Origin of the sequence: Mycobacterium sp. IS-836, from assembly GCF_001954275.1 — a bacterium.
Lineage (GTDB): Bacteria > Actinomycetota > Actinomycetes > Mycobacteriales > Mycobacteriaceae > Mycobacterium.
On sequence record NZ_MBEU01000068.1, the window covers coordinates 39,442 to 65,367 of the forward strand.

At 66.5% G+C, this 25,926-nt stretch carries 26 protein-coding genes and 1 tRNA gene; 19 read left to right on the forward strand and 8 right to left on the reverse strand.

Annotation, left to right across the window (positions count from 1 at the left end):
* Positions 1-7 precede the first annotated feature (7 nt).
* Positions 8-844, forward strand: a complete 837-nt coding sequence (locus tag A5747_RS18600; protein ID WP_076126951.1) for an SDR family NAD(P)-dependent oxidoreductase — start codon at positions 8-10, stop codon at positions 842-844.
* Here A5747_RS18600 and A5747_RS18605 read toward each other — a convergent pair.
* Positions 817-1,605, reverse strand: coding sequence for an SDR family NAD(P)-dependent oxidoreductase (locus tag A5747_RS18605; protein WP_076126953.1), 789 nt, complete (start codon positions 1,603-1,605; stop codon positions 817-819). The genes A5747_RS18600 and A5747_RS18605 overlap by 28 nt on opposite strands.
* Before the next feature lie 81 nt (positions 1,606-1,686).
* On the opposite strand from A5747_RS18605, the gene A5747_RS18610 reads away from it, so the two are divergent.
* The 4 genes from A5747_RS18610 to A5747_RS18625 all read left to right on the forward strand — a co-directional run bounded on the left by A5747_RS18610 (position 1,687) and on the right by A5747_RS18625 (position 4,956).
* Positions 1,687-2,229 carry a carboxymuconolactone decarboxylase family protein gene (locus A5747_RS18610; protein ID WP_233148082.1) on the forward strand — a complete coding sequence of 181 codons (543 nt, stop codon included), beginning with the start codon at positions 1,687-1,689 and terminating at the stop codon, positions 2,227-2,229.
* A 183-nt stretch (positions 2,230-2,412) separates the two neighbouring features.
* Positions 2,413-2,835, forward strand: a complete 423-nt coding sequence (locus A5747_RS18615) for a hypothetical protein (protein WP_076127306.1) — start codon at positions 2,413-2,415, stop codon at positions 2,833-2,835.
* Positions 2,836-3,014: 179 nt separating this feature from the next.
* Positions 3,015-4,517: a DUF4185 domain-containing protein gene (locus A5747_RS18620; protein WP_076126957.1), complete on the forward strand. Its 1,503-nt coding sequence runs from the start codon at positions 3,015-3,017 to the stop codon at positions 4,515-4,517.
* A 49-nt stretch (positions 4,518-4,566) separates the two neighbouring features.
* On the forward strand, positions 4,567-4,956 hold the full coding sequence (locus A5747_RS18625; RefSeq protein ID WP_198938224.1) for a DUF4189 domain-containing protein: 390 nt from the start codon (positions 4,567-4,569) through the stop codon (positions 4,954-4,956).
* Here A5747_RS18625 and A5747_RS18630 read toward each other — a convergent pair.
* From A5747_RS18630 to A5747_RS18645, 4 genes are all read right to left on the reverse strand, one after another.
* A complete protein-coding gene (locus tag A5747_RS18630; RefSeq protein WP_076127308.1) occupies positions 4,953-5,246 on the reverse strand; it encodes a hypothetical protein in 294 nt (97 codons plus the stop codon). The genes A5747_RS18625 and A5747_RS18630 overlap by 4 nt on opposite strands.
* A gap of 42 nt (positions 5,247-5,288) precedes the next feature.
* On the reverse strand, positions 5,289-5,678 hold the full coding sequence (locus tag A5747_RS18635) for a heme-binding protein (protein WP_076126961.1): 390 nt from the start codon (positions 5,676-5,678) through the stop codon (positions 5,289-5,291).
* 90 nt (positions 5,679-5,768) lie between these two features.
* Entirely contained in the window at positions 5,769-6,449 is a 681-nt protein-coding gene (locus A5747_RS18640) for a thioesterase II family protein (RefSeq protein ID WP_076126964.1), read from the reverse strand.
* A gap of 27 nt (positions 6,450-6,476) precedes the next feature.
* Positions 6,477-7,007: a hypothetical protein gene (locus A5747_RS18645; protein WP_142245644.1), complete on the reverse strand. Its 531-nt coding sequence runs from the start codon at positions 7,005-7,007 to the stop codon at positions 6,477-6,479.
* A 110-nt stretch (positions 7,008-7,117) separates the two neighbouring features.
* On the opposite strand from A5747_RS18645, the gene A5747_RS18650 reads away from it, so the two are divergent.
* Positions 7,118-7,618, forward strand: a complete 501-nt coding sequence (locus A5747_RS18650) for a hypothetical protein (protein WP_076126968.1) — start codon at positions 7,118-7,120, stop codon at positions 7,616-7,618.
* Between the two features lie 92 nt (positions 7,619-7,710).
* Here A5747_RS18650 and A5747_RS18655 read toward each other — a convergent pair whose 3' ends face one another.
* Positions 7,711-8,094, reverse strand: a complete 384-nt coding sequence (locus tag A5747_RS18655; RefSeq protein ID WP_076126971.1) for a hypothetical protein — start codon at positions 8,092-8,094, stop codon at positions 7,711-7,713.
* A 248-nt stretch (positions 8,095-8,342) separates the two neighbouring features.
* Positions 8,343-9,122, reverse strand: coding sequence for an alpha/beta fold hydrolase (locus tag A5747_RS18660; RefSeq protein WP_076126973.1), 780 nt, complete (start codon positions 9,120-9,122; stop codon positions 8,343-8,345).
* An 80-nt stretch (positions 9,123-9,202) separates the two neighbouring features.
* Here A5747_RS18660 and A5747_RS18665 point away from each other — a divergent pair, with 80 nt between their 5' ends.
* Positions 9,203-10,969, forward strand: coding sequence for a GNAT family N-acetyltransferase (locus tag A5747_RS18665; protein WP_076126975.1), 1,767 nt, complete (start codon positions 9,203-9,205; stop codon positions 10,967-10,969).
* A gap of 56 nt (positions 10,970-11,025) precedes the next feature.
* Here A5747_RS18665 and A5747_RS18670 read toward each other — a convergent pair.
* A tRNA-Arg gene (locus A5747_RS18670) sits at positions 11,026-11,098 on the reverse strand.
* Positions 11,099-11,927: 829 nt separating this feature from the next.
* Between A5747_RS18670 and A5747_RS18680 the strand changes: the two genes are divergently transcribed.
* From A5747_RS18680 to A5747_RS18740, 12 genes are all read left to right on the forward strand, one after another.
* Positions 11,928-12,275 carry a hypothetical protein gene (locus tag A5747_RS18680; RefSeq protein WP_139329693.1) on the forward strand — a complete coding sequence of 116 codons (348 nt, stop codon included), beginning with the start codon at positions 11,928-11,930 and terminating at the stop codon, positions 12,273-12,275.
* A gap of 444 nt (positions 12,276-12,719) precedes the next feature.
* Entirely contained in the window at positions 12,720-14,372 is a 1,653-nt protein-coding gene (gene argS / locus A5747_RS18685; RefSeq protein WP_076126980.1) for an arginine--tRNA ligase, read from the forward strand.
* An 80-nt stretch (positions 14,373-14,452) separates the two neighbouring features.
* A complete protein-coding gene (gene lysA, locus A5747_RS18690) occupies positions 14,453-15,787 on the forward strand; it encodes a diaminopimelate decarboxylase (protein WP_233148087.1) in 1,335 nt (444 codons plus the stop codon).
* Positions 15,788-15,790: 3 nt separating this feature from the next.
* Entirely contained in the window at positions 15,791-17,116 is a 1,326-nt protein-coding gene (locus tag A5747_RS18695) for a homoserine dehydrogenase (RefSeq protein WP_076126985.1), read from the forward strand.
* Positions 17,113-18,204, forward strand: a complete 1,092-nt coding sequence (gene thrC, locus A5747_RS18700) for a threonine synthase (protein ID WP_076126987.1) — start codon at positions 17,113-17,115, stop codon at positions 18,202-18,204. Before A5747_RS18695 ends, thrC begins: the two co-directional genes overlap by 4 nt.
* Before the next feature lie 13 nt (positions 18,205-18,217).
* Entirely contained in the window at positions 18,218-19,165 is a 948-nt protein-coding gene (gene thrB / locus A5747_RS18705) for a homoserine kinase (RefSeq protein ID WP_076126989.1), read from the forward strand.
* Between the two features lie 266 nt (positions 19,166-19,431).
* Positions 19,432-21,288 (forward strand): transcription termination factor Rho, encoded by a 1,857-nt coding sequence (gene rho, locus A5747_RS18715; protein ID WP_076126992.1) that lies wholly within the window; start codon positions 19,432-19,434, stop codon positions 21,286-21,288.
* A gap of 24 nt (positions 21,289-21,312) precedes the next feature.
* Positions 21,313-22,887: a fatty-acid--CoA ligase FadD1 gene (fadD1, locus tag A5747_RS18720; RefSeq protein ID WP_076126994.1), complete on the forward strand. Its 1,575-nt coding sequence runs from the start codon at positions 21,313-21,315 to the stop codon at positions 22,885-22,887.
* A gap of 147 nt (positions 22,888-23,034) precedes the next feature.
* A complete protein-coding gene (rpmE, locus tag A5747_RS18725) occupies positions 23,035-23,286 on the forward strand; it encodes a 50S ribosomal protein L31 (RefSeq protein ID WP_076127310.1) in 252 nt (83 codons plus the stop codon).
* Between the two features lie 75 nt (positions 23,287-23,361).
* Entirely contained in the window at positions 23,362-24,435 is a 1,074-nt protein-coding gene (gene prfA / locus A5747_RS18730; protein WP_076126996.1) for a peptide chain release factor 1, read from the forward strand.
* Positions 24,432-25,280 carry a peptide chain release factor N(5)-glutamine methyltransferase gene (prmC, locus tag A5747_RS18735; RefSeq protein ID WP_076126999.1) on the forward strand — a complete coding sequence of 283 codons (849 nt, stop codon included), beginning with the start codon at positions 24,432-24,434 and terminating at the stop codon, positions 25,278-25,280. The genes prfA and prmC overlap by 4 nt, the downstream gene beginning before the upstream one ends.
* Entirely contained in the window at positions 25,273-25,926 is a 654-nt protein-coding gene (locus tag A5747_RS18740; protein WP_076127002.1) for an L-threonylcarbamoyladenylate synthase, read from the forward strand. The genes prmC and A5747_RS18740 overlap by 8 nt, the downstream gene beginning before the upstream one ends.

Genomic DNA, 25,926 nt, shown 5'->3' on the forward strand with positions numbered 1-25,926 from the left:
CATCTCCATGACACTCGATCCCTCCAGCGTCCTTCTGACCGACCGCGTCGCGGTCGTCACCGGCGGAGGCGCGGGCATCGGCCGCGGCATTGCGGCCGGCCTGAAGGCCTTCGGCGCGCGGGTCGCGATCTGGGAACGCAACCCTGACTCGTGTGCGTCGGCGGCCGAGGAGATCGGCGCGCTGGGTTTGACCGTCGACGTCCGGGACGGCGCCGCGGTGGATGCCGCGCTGGAGCAGACGACCGCCGAACTCGGAACGGTGACGATCCTGGTCAACAACGCCGGCGGGGTGTTCTGGTCGGGGATCCTCGACACCAGCGAGAACGGTTGGGACGCGCTGTACAAGTCGAACCTGCGGCACGTCTACCTGTGCACGCAGCGGGTGGCTCGCATCCTCGTGGAGCAGAAGCTGGCAGGCAGCATCATCAGCGTCACCTCGATCGAGGGGGTGCGCGCCGCGCCCGGATATGCCACCTACGCGGCGGCCAAGGCCGGCGTCATCAATTACACGAAGACCGCCGCACTCGAGCTCGCCCCGCACGGCATCCGGGTCAACGCGCTGGCGCCCGACATCACGCTGACCGAAGGCATCAGGCAGATCGCGCCGCCGGGCTCCGAGCAGCGATTCGGTCTCACCGTCCCGATGGGACGCGCGGGTCATGTCGATGAAATGGCCGGCGCGGCAGTGTTTCTCGCGTCCGACATGTCGAGTTACATCACGGGTCAGACCATTCACGTCGACGGCGGCACCCATGCCGCCAGCGGCTGGTATCACCACCCGGAGACCGGCGCGTACGCGCTCGGTCCGACGAGCGGTCAATCGCCGGTGTCGAGGCCGACATGAGCGGACATCCCGCCGTCGATCGAAATCATCTGCCCGGTGATGTAGCGCGACGCGTCCGAAGCCAGGAATACGACGAGGTCGGCGACGTCGCGCGGCTCTCCGAGGTACGGCGTCAACGTGGCGCGGCCGAGGCGGCCGATGATCTCCTCGGACAGGTGCGCGCGAACGGCGTCGGTGAGGATCAATCCGGGCACGATCGTGTTGGCCCGCACGCCGGCCTTTCCCTCGCTGGTCGCGACGTACATCGTCAGGGTGTGCACCCCGGCCTTCGAGACGCCGTAGGCCAGGCGGGTGCGGTCGCCTTTGAGTGCGGCCCCAGACGACATGTTGACGATGGAACCCCCTCCACCCCTGCGCATTTCGGGGACCGCGTACTTGCACATCAGCAGCTGACTGCCGAGGTTGACCTGCACGGACCGCTGCCACACATCCAACGACATTTCGGTGACTGTGGTGTCCCGCGACAAGAAGTCGCTGGCGGTCAGGGCCGCGTTGTTGTGCAACACGTCGACGCGGCCGAACTCCGCCACCGTCGATTCCACCACTTCTCGCACTGTCGCCTCCTGCGCGAGATCGCCGCCGAGCGCGATCGCGCGGGACCCCGTTCGCCGAATCTCGTCGGCGACCCCGGCGGCCTTCGCGACGTCGACGTCGACCACGGCGACGGCCGCGCCTTCGTGGGCCAATTCGTGCGCCGTCGCCGCGCCGATTCCGCCTGCGCCCCCGGTGACTATCGCGACCTTTTCGGCAAGTCTGGACATCGAGTTCTCCCAATCATCTGGCCTTTTCGGCCACGCACAAGAAAGTTAGCCTGATTTATGCCGCGTATTGCGCCAATCCCAATGGAAGAGCTGAGCTCGCGCTCCCGCGAGATCGTGGAGGCCGGCGTTGCCGCCGGGCTCTACGCCACACCGGTGCCCCTGCAGATATTCGCGTACCGCAGCGCACAACTCGAACAGGTCGACATGGCCCGACATCAGCTGGGTGCCGGCACCCTGCTCGGCGGCCGCATCCTGGAGTTGCTGCGCATTCGCAGCGCGCAACTCGGCGAGTGCGAGCCCTGCAGTCAGTCACGCAAGCATGACTCGATCACCGACGAAGATGTGGCATGCCTGCTTGCGCCGGGACACGGCTCGCTGACCCCGCAGGAGCAGATGGCCGTCGAATTCCTTGACTTGCTTTCGGCCGACCATCACGCCATGGACGACGATTTCTACAAGCGTCTGGGGGAGCATTTCACCGCCGCGCAAATCATCGAGTTGGGGTTCACCTGCGCCGGCGTGATGGGAGTGCACCGCTTCATCCACACCCTCGACGTCTACGGCGATTCACCGCCGGTCATCGGCTACGACCGGGATCAGGTCGACAGCACGAAGCCGGAGTGACGGGCTGGGTCTCGGAAGCGTTCGGCGCCATAGAGTTTCAGCCGTGTCCGTGCCGATATCTCGTTGTGTCGTCAACCCCGCACCATGTAGGCGATGCGTTCGAGGGTGGTGCGACGGGTCGCGGTGCTGGGCGGTATCGCACTGGCGATCGTCGGCACCACAGTCGTTGGGGCACACGCGGCCATGCCGTCGTGGAACGGCAAATACTCGCTGGTGAGATACGCCGTCAACAAGACGGGTACTAGCGCCGCCGCAGGGCAGGCCGAACCGACATTCAGTGCCGACTACGTCTTCGTGACGTCGTGCGCGTCCGGCACGTGCGTCGCCACCGCCACCGATGGACCCGTGCCCAAGAACCCGACGTTGCCGCAGCCGTCGCATTACACCTGGGACGGCACTCGGTGGGTTGAGCATTTCGACTTCCAATGGGACTGCTACATGGGCGACGGGATCCCGAAGGTCTGGTCACCAGCAAGGTCGTGGGCGTTCTACGCGCCGCAACCCGACGGTTCGCTGCGCGGCACCTGGCACACCGACATCGCCGGCGGGCCGTGCGGCGGAAGCGTCGAAATGCCGGTGGCGGCGTTTGCGGTGCGGCCCGGATGACGGCCGCCGCCCGTATACACCGGCCCTTCGCGGCAAACCCGCTGCAGCCTATTGCGACACGGTCACGGAAGCATACCCATTCGCAGCTCACTGGTCACAAAGGCCTCAGCAGTCACTATCGTCACATAGGCCAGCCGCAGACGTCAATGCGACGTCTCGCCCCCCGAAAGGTGTGACCTTTGTCGGCGATTCTTCGAGGCACTTCGCTATGGGTGGTGTCGACGGCCGCCATCGCATTCATCGTTGCGTTGGGCCCGGCTCCATCGGCGAATGCCACCCCTTGCGGCGCGCCCGAGGCGAACGTGGAACCACCCCCGCGGCAGGAGATGCCCGCGCCGCAGCCCGTTGTGGTGCCGCCCACCGGGCGGCGTCCCACTCATACGAATGACCAGGCGCCGCTGCCCAAGTTGGGCCCGCTGATCCAGTCCTTCCTCAGGCCGACCGCTCCCGGTCAGCGATACTCGGCCCCACTGCAACCCCAAGCCGGTGTGGTACCGCCGCCCGGGCCCAACCCTCCCGCGCCGGGCTTCCCGCAGACGCCGAATGCCACGCAGCTGCAGCCGAACGCGGCACCGAATCCGCCGCAGCCGGCACCGCAACCGGCGCCGCAGCCCGCGCCGCCGCCCCCGGCCAATATCGCGGGGGCGCCGACTTCGCTCGTCGACTGGGTGACCGGGCCCAACGGCCCCAACAAGACGCTGCAGCGATTCGGCATCTCCGGAACCGACCTCGGGATCATTTGGGACAACGGCGATCCCGCCAACCGGCAGGCCCTGATGGCCTTCGGTGACACATTCGGCTACTGCAAGGTCCGCGGCCAGGAATGGCGGTACAACGTACTGTTCCGCAGTAACGACCGTGACCTGTCTAAAGGAATCCACATCGCGGACGGCGTACCCAACAACAACTATTCGGGTTCACCGGTCTGGACGAACGGCCTGTCCAAGCAGGTGGTCAACTCCATCCACAAGGCGGCGCACGAAACGGGAATCATTCCGACCTCGGCCATCTCGATCGGGCGCACCCAATACATGAACTACATGTCCATCCAGCATTGGGGGCGCGACGGCGAATGGACAACCAACTACTCTGCGATCGCGAGATCCCTTGACAACGGCCAGAACTGGGGAATCTACCCCGGCTCTATGCGCACGGCTTCGGCCGACGCGGTCCCGGGTGTCGGGTTCACCCCGGGCAATGAGAATTTCCAGATGGGGTCGTTCATGCGGGGCACCGACGGTTACCTCTATTCGTTCGGAACCCCGTCGGGACGTGGCGGTGCGGCGTACCTGTCGCGAGTGCCCCCGAACGCTTTGCCCGACCTCACCAAGTACCAATACTGGAACGGCGACAACGGCGGGCGCTGGGTCCCGAACAATCCGGGCGCGGCGACGCCGGTTTTCCCCGGCCCGGTGGGCGAAATGTCGTCCCAGTACAACAGTTATCTGAAGCAGTACTTGGTGCTGTACACCAACGGTGGCAGCAACGACGTCGTGGCCAGGACGGCGCCGGCTCCCCAGGGGCCGTGGAGTCCCGAACAGCCGCTGGTGTCGTCGTTCCAGATGCCCGGTGGGATCTACGCGCCGATGATCCATCCCTGGTCGTCGGGCCGGGACCTGTATTTCAACCTGTCGCTGTGGTCGGCCTACGACGTGATGTTGATGCACACCGTGCTGCCTTAGCCTTTCGGCTTGACCTGCGGTGATGCCGCGTTTGTGCAATAGTGTTTGCCTGATGAAGAGACAAGCAGCAGTGGCGATCGCTATCGGCGCCGCATTCGCGGCAACGCCGGTCGCTCATGCCGACAACAACTGGATTGCCATGGCGATGTCCGATTCCACCGGGCAGATCAAGTTCGTTGACGGTGGGACCAGTCAAGGTGCCGCGGAGCAGAAGGCGATGGAGACGTGTCGCAAGGCCATCAGCGACTGTCGCCTTCTGGCCAGCGGGCAGGGCGGGTGCATCGCGCTCGTTTTGAACAGCGCGAAAACCAAGTACTTCGGCGGCTGGGGCCCGACCCGCGAAGAAGCCGAGGCGGCGGCGCTAGGGATCGCCGGCGGCGGAACGGTCCAAGCCGGGCACGGCCACTGTCAAGGCGACGGGGGCGCCGGCGGGGGTTAGGTGCACCCGCTTACGTGGATTCGCCGCCCGGCTCCGACGCAGACACTCACCGGCGGCGGAGGGGGTGGGGGCGGCGGAAAGTCCTGCGGCAGTGGCGCATAGTCGGCCGGCGGCGGGACGTAGGTGTTGACCGTGTCGGCTACGTTGGTGCACCCGCTCACCGAAACACGCCTGCCGACGCTCGCGCACACGTCGGCGTTGGCCACGCCGGAGGGCTGCACGACGGCATATATCTCAGGAATCGATGTAAGGGCCAACACAGTTATGCCCGCGGCGGTCCAAGACCGCATCAACAGATTCATCGCGATCTCCTTTCCGTCACTCCGATCGCGTTACGGAGCGGCCCCCTGGCCAAGTAATGGAGTCCACTGGCAACGCTGCCTGATGTCGGTTAGCGGCTGGCGGATTGCTTCCAGGTCGGCTTGCTCTTGTGGGTTGGCGCTGAAGTAGTTCTGGACGTCGCCTTGGATCTGATCCTTGGGCTGATCCTGAAGCCCGGTGTAGAAGCCATTCACGTCGGGGTGAGTGAACAGATAGGTCGAGAGCGACGTGGCAACACCGGCCGCGACACCGGCTACGTCCGCGGCTGTGCAGTTGGGCGGGCGCGGCGGCGGGTCGGCCGCGGCGGTCCCCGCGGTGGCGCACCACAGCGCGCCGGTGGCCGCCACGGCGCCGATCGCGCCGACGACCACTCGGCGCGAAACGATTTCTGAGAGGAACATGTCTGGCTCCTTCCTCCGATAAACGATCCGGCCGCACCCGATAGCTGCCTCAAGCTAAGTAGACATCAACAACGGCCTGCAGCGATACAGCTACGCCGCCGCGATCGTCGACATCAGCGGACGGAGCGTCTTGAACAGCGGCTGCCTATCGCGCAGATAGAAGTGGCCGCCCCGGAGGATCTGCACGGAGAAGTCCGCCGTTGTCCGCGAACGCCATTCGCGCAAGTCCGATTCACTCACGAGCGGGTCCTCGCTGCCGCCGAAGACATGAATCGGGCACGGCAGCTGGGCTGTGTCGTCTTCCTCGTCGGTCATGCACAGCCGCAAGTCGTGTCGAGTGGTGGTGACGGCTCGCTCGTGCAGAGTCGGCCACCGCGTTAGCTGCGGAGGCAGCCCGCCTAGGTCCGACAGCAGCGTCGCAAGCTGGTCGTCGTCGAGGAGGTCCACGACATGCAGTGGCGGCGGAAGGTGCGGTGGGCCATAGGCCGACAGTAAGACCGCCCGCGGCAGCGGCGATCCCTGCGCGGCGCGCACGCACGCCAACCGGTATGCCTGCAGGGCGCCGAAACTGTGGCCGAAGAACATGTGCGGTTCGTCAAGATCGGTCCGCAGCTGATCGTTCAGCTCGTCGACGAGCTGCCGCAGTGTGGTGAAGCGCTGCCGGTCGGCGACCTCGACCGGAATCACGTCGACCGCCGGCCTCAGCGCCTTACCCCAGGCGTTGAATGCCAACCCGCCGCCCCCGGCGTGGTGAAAGCAGAACAACTTCACGGTGTCAGTCGTCTTTCTCGTCGAGGCTTACCGAATCCGCGATCCGGCAAGCCCTTTGAGGGGATGCCAGAGGAAACCCTGCGGTCGCGGGTGTCGACGGCGGGTTTTCGTCGCCGGGCCCGGGTGGCCTGCGTTCACCAGCTTCAGCTCGTCGGCCAGCGCCTTGACCATGAAGTGGATCTGTTCGGATGAGTGGCAGCTGGTGACAAAGAATCGAATCCGCGCTTCTTCTTCCGGCACGGCGGGAAAGATGATCGGGTCGGCATTGATGCCGCGCCGCTGCAGGGCATACGCGAGTTGCAGAGCCTTGGTCGAGCTGCCGACGACGACCGGGATCATCGGGGCGCACGCTGGGTGGCCGGTGTCGATGTCGGCTTCGCGGGCCAGGCTCATGAAGAGCGCTTCATTCGCGCGGCGCCGGCGCAGGTGTTCGAGTAGCGTCCAGCGCCCGGTGGCTCTCCGTTTTGCCGCCGCAGGCGCGATCGCGTCGACGCAAGAGTTGGTGTTCATGCTGTGCTCCGTACTTTCGTGGGGCCGACCCGGGTGGGCCGCGCTCACAGGTAGGAGCGTCAGGCTCGACCAACGTGGACAGTTTTTTCCGAAGGACTTTCTGTGCCGGCGGCGGAGGAACAGTATGGAGAGGGGGTTCGGACCCAGAGGAGGAACCGATGACCCCAGACGGTTTGAGTAGTCGCATAGGTTTGGGCGCCGCGTCGCTCGCGATTGCACTCGCGCTTCCCTCAGTCGCCTCCGGCGATACTCCGTCCTGGAACGGCGAGTACGCGATCACGTTCATCGTCGGTCCCAAGGACGGGACCAGCGTGGCGGCCAGTCAGCCGGAGGTGCAGTACACCGATACCTACACGTTCCATTCGAGCTGTGCGAGCGGCAAGTGTGTCGCCACGATCGTCGGCGGGCCGCCGCCGAGGAACCCGACGGTTCCACAACCGGTCCAATTCACCTGGGACGGGTCGTCATGGACGCAAGTCAGCGATTTCCAATGGGATTGCATGATGCCCGACACCTCCATCCAATGGAGTCCGGCCCGAGGCACAACCCGCTACACGCCCCAACCCGACGGGTCACTGTCCGGCACCATGCACACCGACATCCTGAACGGGCCGTGCCAGGGGACACTTGACATCAACATGACTGCCCAGCGCGTGTGAAAGTCGTGCGCGATCGCCGAGATCTTTCTCATCGCGACTTGCTGAAATCGCTGTGCGGCAAGCTAATTGGGGATAGTTGAAAATTTGCGGACCTAGCCGCGCGTGTTCAGCAGCTCCAGCTCCTCGGCCAATGCGTTGACCATGAACCGGATCTGGTCTTCCGAGTAGCAGCTGGCAACAAAGAACTGCAGGCCCGCTCTGTCTTCCGGCGCAAAAAGGATCGGGTAGGCATTGATGCCGCGCCGCATCAGGGCGCCCGACAGGCGTAGCGCCTTGATCGAGCTGCCGACGATGCACGGGATCACAGGGCTGTCGGCGCGTTCCTCGGTTGCGATGCCGGCTTCGTGCGCCAGACTCAGGAAAAGCGCGGCATTCTGGCGGCGCCGGCGTTGGTGTTCGAGTAGTGCCCGGCGCCCAGTGGCTCTACGTATCGCCGCCGCGGGCCCGATCATGTCCAGGCAGGGGTTGATGTTCACGCTGTGCTCCGTACTTTCGTGGGCGGACCCTTGTGGACCGCGCTCACAGGTAGGAGCGTCCGACTCGGCTAACGCGGACAGTTTTTCCGCAGAACTTTGGGAACCCGCGGTCGGGCGACTGTCCCCGGCCGCAATCGGGGTGGATGGACCTGAAAACGGCCCTGGTGAGGAAGCTCCCCGGCTGGAACTCAGCGGATAACGATGCCGACACGGCCCAGGCATGCGCCGACGCGGCGTCCGCGTACAAGTCAGCCTTTGCGGGCGACGTCTTGGCTCAGGATCTGGGGCCACGTCTCGACATCGGCCGGGCTGTGCGCCACGGTGAGCGTTGACCGCGGCATCAGTGCGGCAAGCGATTCCGCTGTCGACATCGGATGCGCGGGGTCGCCGACCCAGGCCAGAATCGTCGTCGGCACATCGATTCGTGCGACCGCTTCGCGAGCGGGCAGGTCGCTGAGGGCCGCGCCCCGAAACAGTGACGGCAGCAGCGCGTCGGCCACATCGGGAACCGTTTCGGGCCTGCCGACCGTGGCTGGCGGCGGAGTCGCCCCACGCGACGACGCGACGAAGGCACCGACACCCTCGGTTTCGATGAAGTCGGCCGCAGCCCGGTAGATCGCCGCCTGCGCGGGCCGGGTTTCCCACGCGGTGGCCGGCACCATCAGCGTGAGGCCGGCGAAGCGGTCCGGCTCGCGGGCGGCAGCGTGCAGCAGCGTGCCGGCACCCATGGACGGGCCGACTCCGTGCACCCGCTCGCCGGGAAACCATTTGTCGAGCAGCTGCAGAAGATCCTCGGCAAGGCTTTCCCATCGGTAATCCTCCGGGACCTTGCGCCCTGTCGACTTGCCATGGCCGCGTGCGTCGTACCGCAGCAGTCGGGTCCCGCTGAGGCCCCTGCCGAGGTCGAGATTGAGCACCCGGTCACGCGCGCGGCTGGAGGTGAGCCCGTGCAGTTGAACTACGGGATGACCGCCTTCGTCGCTCAGTTCAACCGCAAGCTCTGCTCCGGGAACCACGAAAGTGGACATCACCCAACTCGTTTCACGACCCGACGGCTCGCCCCGCGCTGACCGAGCATCCAGGCTAACTGGGGCGTTAGGGTACCGCCATGCGGCTGACGAACGTGGCGCACCTGCGGCTACCCTTCGGACGACTCTGGGGCTACGACGTGGCGGTGTCTGACCTCGGCCGGCAGCTCCCGGTGTCTTTCGACCAGCGCATCCACGTTTGTGCGGGCGCACGACCCGGCTCCTGGATGGCTCTGTCCATTCGGTTGCCGGCGGGGGTGAGCCGCCAATCGTTGGCCGATGCGTGGCTGGGCGTGATCGCCCGCCACGGCACCCTCCGAACGGCATTCACACCCGGGGCGGACGGCGATCCGCAGCTGCATGAGATCGATATTCACCCGGGCAAGTGGGTAGAGCACGAGATCACTCCGGGCCAGGCGGTCAACGACGCACTGCGAGTGGTTCTCAATGCGACATGCTCGCCCTATCAGCGGCCCTCACATCGGTTGTGTGTGTTGGAGACTGCCGCCGGATTGACGGTGGTGATCGCTGCCGACCACGCCCACGTGGACATGTGGTCGATGCTGGTGATTGCCCGGGACCTGTTGTCGATGCTCGCCGACGCGCGGATCGGACGCACGTCGTCGCCGCAGCCGCCGCCGGCATTTGTCGTGCACACCCAAGCACTGTTGGACCGTCCCGCCGCACCGGAACGCGTGCGCGCGCGATGGGCACAAATCATCAGCGACAGCGGCGGGGTGATGCCACGGTTTCCGCTGCCGTTGGGTGCGTCCGGGCCGCATCCGGAACGCGTTGAAGTGCGTGACGTGTTCGATGTCGATGACGGCGCCGCGTTCGTCGCGCGGGCGCGCGACGACGGTGTCTCGACGCTGGCACTCGCGGTGGTCGCCATGACTGCGGTGACCCGAGAGTTGGCCGGGGCGCCGCTGCGCGCGGTCTTCCCCGTGCACAGCCGATTTGAAGACAAATGGCACGACTCGGTGGGCTGGTTCATCACCAACTCGGTCCTGGAGTCGGCGGTTGCCGAGCCGCACGCCGCGGCCGCCGCCGTCAAAGAAGCCGTGCAGCTTGGTTCCTGGCCACTAGCCGACGTACTGGCTCCGTGGGGTGGAATGCCCATCGCGCCAGGCATGTTCGCGATTTCCTGGCTGGACCAAAGCAGACTTCCGGTGCGCATCGACTCGGTCGGACTCGACGCCCAGTATGTGAGCGCGAGCGTTGACACCGACGGCGTCATGCTCTGGTTCATCCAGGACGAGTCCGGGCTACATCTGCGATGCCGCTACCCGGATACCGCGGAGGCACGAACCAACGTCGGGGCGTGGCTGGACCTGTTGGTGGCGCGCCTACAGGGACTCGCGCAGTCCTCGGTTCGAGGACTGCTGCAGGTAGCGGACCGTACATATCGGGTGCAGCGCGCGACGCGCGAACACGTGGGGGTGATCGCCCAGCTGCTCTCCGACGACGAATTCGCTCAGGATCGCGAAGACGCCGAACTCGAACGCTACGAGGCGGCCTACGACATCGTCGTTCGCAACCGATCCAACTATCTCGGGGTCGTCCTGGACGGTTCCGATGCGGTCGTCGCGACTGTGCAATTGACCATCATCCCCGGCCTTTCCCGCGGCGGCGCGACCCGGCTGCAGATCGAGGGATTACGGGTCGCCAAAGCCGAACGCGCTCAGGGTCTTGGTACTGCACTTGTCGAGTGGGCACACAGCTACGGCCGAGCGCGCGGGGCACGGCTGGCGCAGGTGACCACCGACGAGGCTCGCGAAAGGGCCCGGGCGTTCTATCGCCGGCTCGGGTACCACGCCGCCCACGTCGGGCTGAAATGCACGATCTGAGTCCGGTTTACTCCAGTGGCGCTCAAAAACCACCTCTGACCTGCTTAAATGCGTTGTGCCCCCGGCAGGATTCGAACCTGCGGCCTTCTGCTCCGGAGGCAGACGCTCTATCCCCTGAGCTACGGGGGCGCGACAACATAGTCGTTGCGCCATTGGGCCCAGCCAGAGTAACGCATGGACGTGACGGCCGTGACGATGCCACAGATCAAGAGGCCCGCGCCTGGGCACTCGGGCGCAGCGCCCCGGGTGATCGCCCGGTGTGTTTCTTCACCAGTCGGTGCAGAGTCGCCGGATCGGCCAACGCCACCGCGGCGGCGATCTCCTCGAGGGGCATGCAGCTGGTGCAGCGAGCGTTCGAGGCGAACCCGCTGCACCAGCTGCAACGGACTGAGGCCCATGGCGTTTCGCGTCCGGCGCGCCAGCGTTCGGGTGCTGGGCCCGCACAACCGGGCCAGCGAGTCGAGCGTGTGCGATTCGTCCAACCGCGATCGGACGAAAGCCAGTGGGCTCAGAACGGCGCGATCCGCCGGCTTCCGGACATCGTCCCGATTGCGGGATTCGAGCACCTGACGTCCGTCGCACCCTGATGCTGGTTCGTCCGGGCAAACCAGTTGGCGCAAGCCATGATTGGCGAGCCGAACTCCCGTTTCCGCCTGCCCACACCGGCGCTGGTCCTCGACGAGGCGGTGCTGGACGCCAACATCGGTCGAATGGCCGAGCGCACCCGCGGGAGGGTGGCCCTGCGTCCGCACGCCAAGACCCGAAGCCAACAACGGCGTCGTCATCCCTCCGTACGATGCCGTCGACCCGATTTGGCTAGTTCCCCCGCCGACGGGCACTAGAACCGCTGAGCTGAGCGCGCGACCAATCCTCGGAGACTCTTCGAGCGGCTACGGTCGATCCTGCACGGAAAAATCCTCCATTCGGACTTATTGGCCTCGGCGAGGGTGTAATTACTGTGAGCATGCGTTTCATCTATGTTGGTGCGGCGGTCGGTATGGCCATCGCCGCCCCGGTCATGGCATCGGTTGTGCTGAATGGGCCGTCCGCTCGCGCTGACAACCGCGCTTCCCAGACCTATTACGAGGGTTGCATGTTAGGTATTCCGGGCACCGCGGGGCGGCAAATCGAAGTGAATAGGCTCTGGTTCGTGATGCGGCAGGATCTCAATTCCGGTGTTCCCAACGAGGCATTTCAGAAGGCGGAAATTCCAAAGATACAGCAGATGGGATTCGACGAGGACGTTGCTGAAAATGCCGTGCGTTGTTTTTATTTCAGCACCCCTTATTTAGACGACAACCCATAGGACAGGACCTGGGCGCTGCCATGCTGGGTAATCCTAGTTAGTGACTACCTAAGCAAGGTCATGAAATCGGCCCGCCGCCCCGAGCAGGATGACGGCCCGAGCGGCGTCGACGTTGGCGCGCGGGGAGTTGCGATGGGGGTGTGCCGTCAGCCAACGTCACACACGGCTGTCCCGGTTTCGCCCGACACAATGGACGCTCACGGTAAACCAGGCTTCGCGTACTTGTACGCGAAGCCTTGCCGAGGCCGGTCATCGCTCGGCACACCTGTCCACCGCGGCAAGCGCTTCAATCAACAGCCGGCGCAGCTTGAACAGCGGAGTGTTCACCCATTCAGGATCAGCCCAACCTTCCACATCGTCCGCGGCCTGCATGAGAGCGGCCGCCAGTCGCCGCCACCGTAATGGATTCGGGCGTAGGGACTGAAGCCCATAGGATGGACGTTCGTGACCCCCGCTGACCTGGCTGAGCTGCTCAAAACCACCGCTGCTGCGGTGCTTGCCGAGCGCGGGCTGGATGCTGCCGTATTAACGCAGCCGGTCACCGTGGAGCGGCCCCGCAACCCGGAGCACGGCGACTATGCCAGCAACCTGGCCATGCAGCTGGGCAAGAAGGTCGGCGCTAATCCGCGTGAGCTGGCCGGATGGCTCGCCGAAGCGCTGGCCCAGGCCGACGGCATCGCCTCGGCCGAAGTCGCCGGGCCGGGTTTCATCAACCTGCGCCTAGAGGCGTCGGCCCAGGCCAAGGTCGTCAACGACGTGATCGACGCCGGGGACAGCTACGGCCATTCCGGCGCGCAGGCCACCCACAAGGTCAACCTGGAATTCGTCTCGGCCAACCCGACCGGACCGATCCACATCGGCGGTACCCGCTGGGCCGCCGTCGGCGACGCGCTGGGCCGCCTGCTGTCCACGCAGGGCGCCGACGTCGTGCGCGAATACTATTTCAACGACCACGGCGCCCAGATCGACCGGTTCGCCAGCTCGCTGATCGCCGCGGCCAAAGGCGAACCGGCCCCGGCCGACGGCTACGCCGGGACCTACATCACCGACATCGCCGCGCAGGTATTGCAGCAGGCACCCGACGCGCTGAGCCTGCCCGAGCCGGACATGCGCGAGACCTTCCGCGCGATCGGGGTCGACCTGATGTTCACCCACATCAAGAAGTCGTTGCACGAGTTCGGCACCGACTTCGACGTCTACACCCACGAAGACTCGATGCACACTAGCGGCCGCGTCGACCAGGCCATCGCCAGGCTGCGGGAGACCGGCAACATCTACGAGAAGGATGGCGCAACTTGGTTGCGCACCAGCGCTTTTGGTGACGACAAGGACAGGGTCGTGATCAAGAGCGACGGCAAGCCGGCCTATATCGCCGGTGACATCGCCTACTACTTGGACAAGAGGCAACGCGGCTTCGACCTGTGCATCTACATGCTCGGCGCCGACCATCACGGATACATCGCCCGGCTCAAGGCCGTGGCCGCCGCGTTCGGCGACGACCCGGCCACCGTCGAGGTGCTCATCGGGCAGATGGTCAACCTGGTCCGCGACGGCCAGCCCGTCCGCATGAGCAAGCGGGCGGGAACGGTGATCACGCTCGACGACCTGGTCGAGGCCATCGGGGTCGACGCCGCGCGCTACAGCCTGATCCGCTCGTCGGTGGACACACCGATCGACATCGACCTGGCGCTATGGTCCTCGGCGTCGAACGAAAACCCGGTCTATTACGTGCAATACGCGCATGCGCGGCTTTCCGCGCTGGCCCGCAACGCCGCCGAACTGGGTCTCGTCCCCGACACCGCGCACCTCGAGCTGCTCAGCCACGACAAGGAGGGCGCGCTGCTGCGCACCATCGGCGAATTCCCGCGGGTACTCAACACGGCGGCCTCCCTGCGCGAACCCCACCGCGTATGCCGCTACCTGGAAGACCTCGCCGGTGACTACCACCGGTTCTATGACTCGTGCCGGGTGTTGCCGCAGGGCGATGAACAGCCCACCGACCTGCACACCGCGCGGCTGGCGCTGTGCCAGGCCGCTCGCCAAGTCATCGCCAACGGGCTGGCGATCCTCGGAGTCACAGCCCCGGAGCGAATGTGAACGTCCATCCCGCCGGTCCCCGGCACGCCGAAGAGACCCGGCACACCGAGAGTCCGCCGCGGCCGCAATCCGCCGAGGAGCTGCTGCGGTTGGCACCGAATGTGTGGCCGCGCAACATAGCTCGCGACGAAGCCGGTGTCGCCAGCATCGCCGGAGTGCCGCTGACCGACCTCGCCCAGGAGTACGGCACCCCGCTGTTCGTCATCGACGAAGACGACTTTCGCTCGCGCTGTGCAGAGATCGCGTCGGCCTTCGGCGGCGGCCACAACGTGCACTACGCCGCCAAGGCTTTCCTGTGCAGCGAGGTCGCGCGCTGGATCGACGAGGAAGGCCTGTCGCTCGACGTGTGCACCGGCGGCGAGCTGGCGGTGGCGCTGCACGCCGACTTCCCGCCGGAGCGGATCACCTTCCACGGCAACAACAAATCGGTCGCGGAGCTGACAGCCGCGGTGAAAGCCGGTGTGGGCCATGTCGTTTTGGACTCGATGACCGAAATCGAGCGCCTCGAGTCGATCGCGGCTGAGGCCGGTGTCGTCCAGGACGTCTTCGTTCGTCTCACCGTCGGCGTCGAAGCCCACACCCACGAGTTCATCTCCACCGCGCACGAGGACCAGAAGTTCGGCCTGTCGGTGGCAAGCGGCGCGGCGTTGGCGGCGGTGTCCCGGGTATTCGACACCGATCACCTGCGACTGGTCGGGTTGCACAGCCATATCGGTTCGCAGATCTTCGACGTCGCCGGGTTCGAACTGGCCGCGCACCGCGTCATCGGCCTGCTCCACGAGATCGTCGACCAGTTCGGGATCGACAAGACCGCGCAGATCTCGACGGTGGATCTTGGTGGCGGCCTGGGTATTTCGTATCTGGCCTCCGACGATCCACCGCCGATGGCCGAACTCGCGGCCAAGTTGAGCGCCGTCGTGAGCAGCGAGTCGGCGGCGGTCGGGTTGTCCGCACCCAGGCTGGTCGTCGAGCCCGGCCGCGCCATCGCCGGACCGGGCACCATCACCTTGTATGAGGTCGGCACCGTCAAGGACGTCGACGTGAGCGCCACGGCGAACCGGCGCTACGTCAGCGTCGACGGCGGCATGAGCGACAACATCCGAACGGCGCTCTATGACGCCCAATACGATGTCCGGCTGGTCTCGCGAGTCAGCGATACGCCGGCGGCGCTGGCCCGCATCGTCGGAAAACACTGCGAGACCGGTGATATCGTCGTGCGCGACGCGTGGGTGCCCGGCGACCTGCGCCCCGGCGACTTGCTGGGAGTGGCGGCCACCGGCGCCTACTGCTATTCGCTCTCGAGTCGTTACAACATGATCGGCCGGCCCGCCGTGGTCGCCGTGCGTGCGGGGCGGTCCCGCCTGATCCTGCGCCGCGAGACGGTCGACGATCTGCTGAGTCTGGAAGTGAGGTGAACTGTGCCCGGTGACGAAAAGCCGGTCGGCGTGGCGGTACTGGGTTTGGGCAACGTCGGCAGCGAGGTTGTCCGGATCATCGAGGACAGCGCGCAAGACCTCGCCGCTCGCGTCGGTGCACCCGTGGTGCTCCGCGGCGTCGGAGTGCGCCGCGTCGCTGACGATCGCGGCGTCCCGATCGAGCTTCTGACCGACAACGTCGAAGAGCTCGTCTCGCGCAAGGACGTGGACATCGTCGTGGAATTGATGGGGCCGGTGGAGCCGTCCCGCAAGGCGATCCTGTGCGCCCTCGAGCACGGCAAGTCCGTCGTCACGGCGAACAAGGCGTTGTTGTCCACCTCCACCGGGGAGTTGGCGCAGGCCGCGGAAAGCGCGCACGTCGACCTGTATTTCGAGGCGGCGGTCGCGGGCGCTATTCCGGTCATCCGGCCGCTCACCCAATCACTGGCCGGTGACACCGTGCACCGGGTGGCCGGCATCGTCAACGGCACCACCAACTACATCCTTTCGGAGATGGACAGCACCGGTGCCGACTACGAGAGCGCGCTGGCCGACGCGAGCGCGCTGGGCTACGCCGAGGCCGACCCCACCGCGGACGTCGAGGGCTACGACGCCGCGGCCAAGGCCGCGATTCTGGCATCCATCGCCTTCCACACCCGGGTGACCGCCGACGACGTCTACCGCGAAGGCATCACCGAGATCACCCCGGCGGACTTCGTGTCCGCACGGTCCTTGGGATGCAACATCAAGCTGCTGTCCATCTGCGAGCGCATCACGGGCGACGATGGCCAGCAACGGGTTTCGGCGCGCGTCTATCCGGCGCTGGTGCCCATGTCGCATCCGCTGGCCACCGTCAACGGGGCATTCAACGCCGTTGTCGTCGAGGCCGAGGCCGCGGGCCGGCTGATGTTCTATGGCCAGGGGGCCGGGGGAGCGCCCACCGCATCGGCGGTGACCGGCGACCTGGTGATGGCCGCCCGCAACCGGGTGCTCGGCAGCCGTGGTCCGAGGGAGTCCCGGTATGCCCAACTGCCCATCGCACCAATGGGTTTCATCAACACCCGCTATTACGTCAGCATGAACGTCGCCGACAAGCCCGGCGTCTTGTCTTCGGTGGCGGCGGAATTCGCCAAGCGTGAGGTGAGCATCGCCGAGGTCCGCCAGGAAGGCGTGGTCGACGAAGGTGGGCGACGGGTGGGAGCCCGCATCGTGGTGGTCACGCACACCGCCACCGACGCCGCGCTCTCCGAAACCGTCGATGCCCTAGCCGATTTGGACTCCGTCCACGGCGTGGCGAGCGTGCTGCGACTGGAAGGGACCAGCCTATGAGCGCCCCCCGGGCGACCCCGACGGCCACGCACCAACCGTGGCCGGGCGTGATCGCGGCGTACCGCGACCGGTTACCGGTCGGCGACGATTGGACGCCGGTCACGCTGCTCGAGGGCGGCACGCCGCTGATCGCGGCGACCCGGCTGTCGGAAAAGACCGGCTGCACCGTCCATCTCAAGGTCGAGGGCCTCAATCCCACCGGCTCCTTCAAGGACCGGGGCATGACTATGGCCGTCACCGACGCGTTGGCCCGCGGCCAGCAGGCGGTGTTGTGCGCGTCGACGGGCAACACCTCGGCGTCGGCGGCCGCATATGCCGCCCGCGCCGGGATCACCTGCGCGGTGCTGATACCCCAGGGCAAGATCGCGATGGGCAAGCTGGCGCAGGCGGTAATGCACGGCGCCAAGATCATCCAGATCGACGGCAATTTCGACGACTGCCTGGAACTGGCCCGCAAGATGGCCGCCGACTTCCCGACGATCTCGTTGGTCAACTCGGTCAACCCGGTGCGCATCGAGGGCCAGAAGACGGCGGCCTTCGAGATCGTCGACGCGCTGGGCGCCGCACCGGACGTACACGCCCTTCCCGTCGGCAACGCCGGCAACATCACCGCGTACTGGAAGGGCTACACCGAATATCACCAAGCGGGTGTGATCGACAAGCTGCCCCGCATGCTGGGCACCCAGGCCGCCGGCGCGGCGCCGTTGGTGCTGGGTGAACCGGTCAGGCACCCCGAAACCATTGCCACCGCGATCCGGATCGGCGCGCCGGCGTCGTGGACGGCCGCGGTTGCGGCGCAGCAGCAATCGAACGGGCGTTTCCTGGCCGCCACCGACGACGAGATTCTTGCGGCATATCACTTGGTCGCCAGCTGCGAAGGCGTGTTCGTCGAGCCGGCCTCCGCCGCCAGCATCGCGGGGCTGCTCAAGGCCATCGACGACGGTTGGGTCGCCCGCGGGTCGACGGTGGTGTGTACGGTGACCGGCAATGGCCTCAAGGATCCCGACACCGCACTGCGGGACATGCCGAGCGTGTCTGCCCTGCCCGTCGATCCCGTGCTTGTCGTCGAGAAGTTGGGGCTGGCCTAGTGGTTAAGGCCTTTTGGTGAGCCAGGTACTGCCAGCCGGGCTGCTGGCGAGCGCCGTGGTGTCGGCGTCCAGTGCGAACCTCGGCCCGGGTTTCGACAGCATCGGCCTGGCCCTGAGTCTGATCGACGAGATCATCGTGGAGACAACGGATTCCGGTCTGACCGTCGAAGTCGAGGGGGAGGGCGCAGGGCAGGTGCCACTCGGTCCCGAGCATCTTGTGGTGCGTGCCGTCGAGTGCGGGTTGCGCGCCGTGGGAGTCAAGGCCGCGGGCCTGGTGGTGCGCTGCCGCAACGCCATCCCGCATTCGTGTGGCCTGGGTTCATCCGCCGCGGCGGTGGTCGGCGGCCTGGCGGCGGTGAACGGCCTTGTCGCACAGACGGATTCGACGCCGCTGGCCAACTCCGAGCTGATCCAGCTGTCCTCCGAGTTCGAAGGTCATCCCGACAATGCCGCGGCGGCGGTGTTGGGTGGCGCGGTGGTGTCGTGGACGGACCGCACGGGCAACGATGCCAAATACTCGGCGGTGCCGCTGCGACTTCATCCCGGCATCCATCTGTACTGTGCGATCCCCGAAGCGCGCTCGTTGACCGCGGAGACCCGGGTGCTGTTGCCCGCCCAGGTCAGCCACGACGATGCGACGTTCAATGTCAGCCGCGCCGCGTTGCTGGTGGTGGCGCTGACCGAGCGGCCGGATCTGTTGATGGCGGCCACCGAGGATGTTCTCCATCAACCCCAGCGCGCCCCGGCGATGCCCGCCTCGTCGGAATATTTGCGACTGCTGCGGCGTAATAACGTGGTAGCGACACTTTCGGGGGCTGGCCCGTCGCTCATCGCTTTGACCACTGAGCCGGAACTGCCCTCGGAAGTGCTGGAGTACGGCGCCGCGAACGGATTTACCATCACCGAGATGACCGCCGGCGAAGCAGTTCGCTGGAGTCCGGGAGTCACGGTTCCCAGTTAATCCACAGCGTGGCCGGAGGGTTTGCTTGCTTCCGGCAGGGATGCGGGTTATCCTCGGAGCCGTCCAGCAATCGCAGGATCTGCATCTGCATACTTACTGCCTTGCCGCTAGGACAACACCAATTCTTCTCGTGAACGAGGTTCGCCGCTTACTCCGCCGATCAAGGCGATCACCGTTGCAGAGTCGATGATTGGTCGCACTCGGCAATTTGGCTGAATGCAACGAACCCCCGTATCACGTGATCAACGGGGGAAGAAAGGAAATCCGTGACCGATACGGACCTGTTCACGGCGAGCGAAAGTACCGACGGCAGTCAGCCGTCGAGTCCCGTGAACACAGAAACGCCAGACACCAAAAGCGATGTCTCGGTTGGCTCCCTGTCCACCATGGTGCTGCCCGAGCTGCGCGCGCTGGCTAACCGTGCCGGCGTCAAGGGGACGTCAGGCATGCGCAAAAACGAACTGATCGCAGCGATTCAGGAAATCCGGGGACAGGCCAACGGTGCGTCGGCCCCCGCTGCCTCTTCTGACGCCGGCGACAAATCCGATACGGCGACTGCCGAAGCGCCTGCCGCCCAAGGGGAACCGCAAGTGGAACAGAACGATTCGGCGACCGAGGGCCCGCGCCGGGAACGGCGCGCCGCGACCCGCGACGCAGGATCGGGCGCCCGCACCGCCGACGAGGCGGATCGCGAGGGCACCGGCGACAGCAAGGCCTCTAGCGAGACGGACAAATCTGGCGACGCCGACAAGCGCCAAGGGGGCCAACGGGACGCCAAGAGCGACGAGCGCGGGCAGGACGCCGGCGGCGACCAGCAAGCCTCGGGCGGCCAGCAGAATCGCGGCGGCTCGAACCAGCAAGACGACGACGGCGAGGGGCGTCAGGGCCGGCGGGGACGCCGATTCCGCGAGCGCGACCGCCGGCGTCGCGGTGAACGTGGGGGCGACGGCGCCGACGCCGAACTGCGTGAGGACGACGTCGTTCAGCCGGTGGCCGGCATCCTTGACGTCCTCGACAATTACGCGTTCGTCCGCACCTCCGGCTACCTCGCTGGTCCGCACGACGTCTACGTCTCCATGAACATGGTCCGCAAGAACGGCCTGCGCCGCGGCGACGCGGTGACCGGCGCGGTTCGGGTGCCCCGCGAAGGCGAGCAGCCCAACCAGCGGCAGAAGTTCAACCCGCTGGTCCGCCTCGACACCATCAACGGCGGATCCGTCGAAGACGCCAAGAAGCGACCCGATTTTTCCAAGCTGACGCCGTTGTACCCCAACCAGCGGCTGCGTCTCGAAACCACCCCGGACCGGCTCACCACGCGCGTGATCGACCTGATCATGCCGATCGGGAAGGGCCAGCGAGCGCTGATCGTGTCGCCGCCGAAGGCGGGTAAGACGACGATCCTGCAGGACATCGCCAACGCGATCACCAAGAACAACCCGGAATGCCACCTCATGGTCGTGCTCGTCGACGAGCGGCCGGAGGAGGTCACCGACATGCAGCGCTCGGTCAAGGGCGAGGTCATCTCCTCGACGTTCGACCGGCCGCCGTCGGACCACACCCAGGCCGCCGAGCTGGCGATCGAGCGAGCCAAGCGGCTCGTCGAGCAGGGCAAGGACGTCGTCGTGCTGCTGGACTCGATCACCCGGCTGGGGCGCGCCTACAACAACGCATCGCCCGCGTCGGGCCGCATCCTGTCCGGTGGCGTCGACTCCACCGCGCTGTACCCGCCCAAGCGCTTCCTCGGCGCCGCGCGCAACATCGAGGAAGGCGGATCGCTGACAATCATCGCCACGGCGATGGTCGAGACGGGGTCCACCGGTGACACGGTCATCTTCGAGGAGTTCAAGGGCACCGGTAACGCCGAGCTCAAGCTGGACCGCAAGATCTCCGAACGCCGGGTCTTCCCCGCGGTCGACGTGAACCCGTCGGGCACCCGCAAGGACGAGCTGTTGCTCTCACCCGACGAGTTCGGCATCGTGCACAAGCTGCGCCGCGTGCTGTCGGGGCTGGATTCCCACCAGGCGATCGACTTGCTGATGTCGCAGCTACGCAAGACCAAGACCAACTACGAATTCCTGGTTCAGGTGTCCAAGACGACGCCTGGATCCATGGATACCGACTAGCGGGCAGCCCGCGCGAGGCCGGCCGTGGCGGAAACGCTTCAGCAGCTGCTTCGCGAACGCTTGGACCAGGACACCCCTGCGCTGAAGTACGGCGAGCGGGTCTGGACCTGGCGTGAGCACCTCGCCGATGCGGCCGCCACCGCCGCGGCCGTGATCCGCGTCGCCGATCCGGACCGTCCGCTGCACGTCGGCACGCTGCTGGGCAACACCCCCGAGATGCTCACCGCGATGGCGGCGGCGGCGCTCGGCGGGTACGTGCTCTGCGGGATCAACGACACCCGCCGCGGCGCGGCGCTGGCCAGGGATATCGGGCACGCGGACTGCCAGATCCTGCTCGTCGATCCGGCCCACACGGCGTTGCTGGACGGTCTCGACCTGCCCGGTGTGCAGGTCTTCGACGTGTCCGGCGAGGCCTGGCGGGCGCTGCTGGACGACGCCGGACCCCTGTCCCCATATCGAGAGGTCGCGCCCACCGACACGTTCATGATGATGTTCACGTCGGGCACCAGCGGCGACCCCAAGGCGGTGCAGGTCACCCATCTCACCGTGTTGTTCGCCGGCGCGACCCTGATCGCGCGGTGGGAGCTCGATGCGTCCGATGTCTGCTACATGTCGATGCCCCTGTTTCACGCCAACGCGCTGTTTACGGGGTGGAGCGTGGCGGTGGGCGCGGGCGCGGCCATGGTCCCCGCGACGTTCTCGGCATCCGGCCTGCTGCCCGATCTGCGCCGGTACGGGGCCACCTTCATGAACTACGTCGGCAAACCGCTGGCCTTCGTGCTCGCCACGCCGGAACGACCCGACGACGGCGACAACCCGCTGCGGGTCGCGGTCGGCAACGAGGCGAGCGATCGCGACATCGCCGAGTTCAGCCGTCGGTTCGACTGCACGGTGTGGGACGGCTTCGGCTCCACCGAGGCCGCGATCGTCATCACTCGCGAGGACGGCTGCCCGCCCGGGTCGTTGGGCCGGGGCTTTCCCGGTGTCGCCATCTACAACCCGGACAGCCTGGCCGAGTGTCCGGTCGCGACTTTCGGCGACGACGGTGCCCTCACCAACGCCGACGAGGCTATAGGGGAGCTGGTCAATACCACCGGCGCGGGATTGTTCGCCGGCTACTACAACGACCCGCAGGCCACCGATACCCGCCTTCGAAACGGCATGTTCTGGTCGGGCGATCTCGCCTACCGGGACGCCGACGGGTGGATCTACTTCGCCGGGCGCAGCGGTGACTGGTTGCGCGTCGACGGGGAGAACATGACCACGGCGCCCATCGAGCGGATCCTGCAAAGGTTGGCATCGGTCAGCCACGCGGCGGTCTATGCGGTACCCGACGAGCACGTCGGCGACCAGGTCATGGCGGCGATGGTGTTGCGGGACGGCGTCGCCCTGACTCCCGAGGAGTTCGGCGTGTTCCTGGCCGAACAGCCCGATTTATCCCCCAAGGCGTGGCCACGGTATGTCTGGCTCACCGACCGACTGCCGATCACGGCCACGAACAAGATCATCAAGCGGGAGCTGGCCGCCCGCGGCACCACACCCGACGGCGGTGTGCTGTGGACGCGCATCGGAAAAACCGGCGTCTACGCGCCGGCCTGATGCCGCTAGCGGCCCACGGGAATGCCTGGGCGCATCTCGGTGTTTGGGGAGATGGCGGTTGACCTGGCATAATGGTCGCTCGACTGCGCAGAACCAGATCAGGTTCGCGGTACGCCATATCGGCGGCCAATGATCGAAGAGGACATGATGAAAGCTGACATTCACCCCGCGTACGAGGAGACCACCGTGCACTGCGGGTGCGGCAACACCTTCCAGACCCGCAGCACCAAGCCCGGCGGCAACATCGTCGTCGAGGTCTGCTCGCAATGCCACCCGTTCTACACGGGCAAGCAGAAGATCCTGGACAGCGGCGGCCGGGTGGCGCGTTTCGAAAAGCGCTACGGCAAGCGCAAGGGCGGAGCCGCGGAGACGGCCGCGCCGGAGCAGGCCGACAAATAGCTGGCTTACCGACGCCCGAACTGTGCTGATTCCGCACAGGCCGGGCGTCGGTTTGCGTTTGCGGGAGGAGGTGACATGACGCAGCCGGTACAGACGATCGACGTGCTGCTCGCCGAGCATGCCGCCCTCGAGCTGCGGCTGGCCGATCCCGAGTTGCACAGCAATCCCGACGAGGCGCGCAAAGCCGGACGCCGGTTCGCCCGGCTGGCGCCGATCATCGCCACCTATCACAAGCTGACGTCTGCGCGCGGTGATCTGGAAACCGCCCGCGAACTGGCCGCCGACGACGAGTCGTTCGCCGACGAGGTCACCGAACTGGAATCCCGGGTCGCCGAACTGGACACCCAACTGACCGACATGCTGGCCCCGCGCGACCCGCATGACGCCGACGACATCGTGCTGGAAGTCAAATCCGGTGAGGGCGGCGAGGAATCGGCACTGTTCGCCGCCGACTTGGCCAGGATGTACATCCGCTACGCGGAGCGGCACGGCTGGAACGTGACGGTCCTGGACGAAACCACGTCGGACCTCGGCGGCTACAAAGACGCGACATTGACCATCGCCAGCAAGGGTGACACAGCCGACGGAGTCTGGTCGCGAATGAAATTCGAGGGCGGCGTGCACCGGGTGCAGCGCGTCCCGGTGACGGAATCCCAAGGCCGCGTGCACACTTCGGCGGCGGGCGTGCTGGTCTATCCGGAGCCCGAGGAGGTCGGCGAGGTGCAGATCGACGAGTCGGATCTGCGCATCGACGTGTACCGGTCGTCCGGCAAGGGCGGGCAGGGCGTCAACACCACCGACTCCGCGGTGCGAATCACGCACCTGCCCACCGGGATCGTCGTCACCTGTCAAAACGAACGCTCCCAGCTGCAGAACAAGACCCGCGCGCTGCAGGTGCTGGCGGCGCGCCTGCAGGCCATCGCGGAGGAACAGGCGTTGGCCGACGCTTCCGCGGACCGGGCGAGCCAGATCCGCACGGTGGACCGCAGCGAACGGATTCGCACCTACAACTTCCCGGAGAACCGGATCACGGATCACCGAATCGGTTACAAGGCACACAATCTCGATCAGGTTCTCGACGGTGACCTGGACGCGTTGTTCGACGCGCTGAGCGCCGCCGACAAGCAGTCTCGGTTGCAACAGGCATGACCGTCCTGCGGCGCGCAATCGACTCTGCTGCGGCGCAACTGGCCGAAGCCGGCATCGACTCTGCGCGCTACGACGCGGAGGAGTTGGCCGCGCACCTCACGGGCACCGATCGCGGTCGGCTGAGCCTGGTCGAGTCCATCGACGACGAATTTCTCTCGCGGTACTCCGACGTCGTCGCCGCGCGCTCGCGGCGGGTGCCGCTGCAGCATCTCATCGGGACGGCGGCATTTGGCCCGGTGCTGCTGCACGTCGGCCCCGGTGTGTTCATACCGCGACCGGAGACCGAGTCCCTGTTCGCGTGGGCCTCCGCGCAGCCATTGGCCGCCCGACCCCTCATCGTCGACGTGTGCACCGGATCCGGCGCGTTGGCCGTGGCGCTGGCCCGGCACCGTCCCGCCGCCCGGGTCATCGGCATCGACGACGACGAGGCCGCGCTCGACTACGCCCGCCGCAACATCGAGGGCACCGAAGTCGAACTCGTCCGCGCCGACGTCACCGCACCGGGCCTGCTTCCCGAGTTGGACCGGCGGGTTGACCTACTCGTGGCGAACCCGCCCTACGTTCCCGACAGCGTCATCCTGGAACCCGAAGTGGCCCAACATGATCCGCCGCACGCGGTGTTCGGCGGGCCCGACGGCATGGCGGTGATCGCCGCCGTGGTGGACCTGGCCGCGCGTTGGCTGGGCGCCGGCGGGCTTTTCGCCGTCGAGCACGATGACACCACGTCGTCGCGGACCGTCGAATTGGTCGAAAGCGCAGGGCTTTTCGACGACGTCCGGGCGCGGCAAGATCTGACCGGCAGGCCGAGGTTTGTGACGGCCCGCAGAAGGGGGAGCCGTGGCTGAGGTATTCGACTGTGCCGACCCCGACCAGCGTTCGCTGGGAATCTCCTCGGCGGTGGGGGCGCTGAAGGGCGGCCGTCTGGTCGTGATGCCGACGGACACCGTGTACGGCATCGGCGCCGATGCGTTCGACGGCACCGCCGTGGCCGCCCTGCTCGCGGCGAAGGGCCGCGGCCGCGACATGCCGGTGGGGGTGCTGGTCGGTTCGTGGCACACGATCGAGGGCCTGGTCTACACGATGCCCGACGGAGCCCGCGAACTGATCCGCGCATTCTGGCCGGGCGCGCTGAGTTTGGTAGTGACACAAGCGCCGTCGCTGCAATGGGATCTCGGCGATGCCCGCGGAACCGTGATGCTGCGAATGCCGCTGCAGCCCGTCGCCATCGAGCTATTGCGAGAGGTCGGACCGATGGCGGTTTCGAGCGCCAATGTTTCCGGCCGCTCGCCGGCGGTGACCGCTGACGAAGCGCGCAACCAACTCGGCGACCTCGTCGACGTCTATCTCGACGCGGGCCCGTCCGAGCAACAGGCGGCGTCCACGATCGTCGACCTGACCGGAGCCGCACCGCGCATCCTGCGGGCGGGTCCGGTCAGCGCCGAACGGATCGCCGAAGTGCTCGGGACGGACCCGGGAAGCCTCATCGCCTAG

Coding starts and splice junctions, on each gene's coding strand:
- A5747_RS18600 (WP_076126951.1), top strand. CDS start 8: ATGACACTCGATCCCTCCAGCGTCCTTCTGACCGACCGCGTCGCGGTC.
- A5747_RS18605 (WP_076126953.1), bottom strand. CDS start 1,605: ATGTCCAGACTTGCCGAAAAGGTCGCGATAGTCACCGGGGGCGCAGGC.
- A5747_RS18610 (WP_233148082.1), top strand. CDS start 1,687: ATGGAAGAGCTGAGCTCGCGCTCCCGCGAGATCGTGGAGGCCGGCGTT.
- A5747_RS18615 (WP_076127306.1), top strand. CDS start 2,413: ATGCCGTCGTGGAACGGCAAATACTCGCTGGTGAGATACGCCGTCAAC.
- A5747_RS18630 (WP_076127308.1), bottom strand. CDS start 5,246: ATGCGGTCTTGGACCGCCGCGGGCATAACTGTGTTGGCCCTTACATCG.
- A5747_RS18635 (WP_076126961.1), bottom strand. CDS start 5,678: ATGTTCCTCTCAGAAATCGTTTCGCGCCGAGTGGTCGTCGGCGCGATC.
- A5747_RS18650 (WP_076126968.1), top strand. CDS start 7,118: ATGACCCCAGACGGTTTGAGTAGTCGCATAGGTTTGGGCGCCGCGTCG.
- A5747_RS18660 (WP_076126973.1), bottom strand. CDS start 9,122: ATGTCCACTTTCGTGGTTCCCGGAGCAGAGCTTGCGGTTGAACTGAGC.
- A5747_RS18665 (WP_076126975.1), top strand. CDS start 9,203: ATGCGGCTGACGAACGTGGCGCACCTGCGGCTACCCTTCGGACGACTC.
- thrC (WP_076126987.1), top strand. CDS start 17,113: ATGAGCGCCCCCCGGGCGACCCCGACGGCCACGCACCAACCGTGGCCG.
- rpmE (WP_076127310.1), top strand. CDS start 23,035: ATGAAAGCTGACATTCACCCCGCGTACGAGGAGACCACCGTGCACTGC.
- prfA (WP_076126996.1), top strand. CDS start 23,362: ATGACGCAGCCGGTACAGACGATCGACGTGCTGCTCGCCGAGCATGCC.
- prmC (WP_076126999.1), top strand. CDS start 24,432: ATGACCGTCCTGCGGCGCGCAATCGACTCTGCTGCGGCGCAACTGGCC.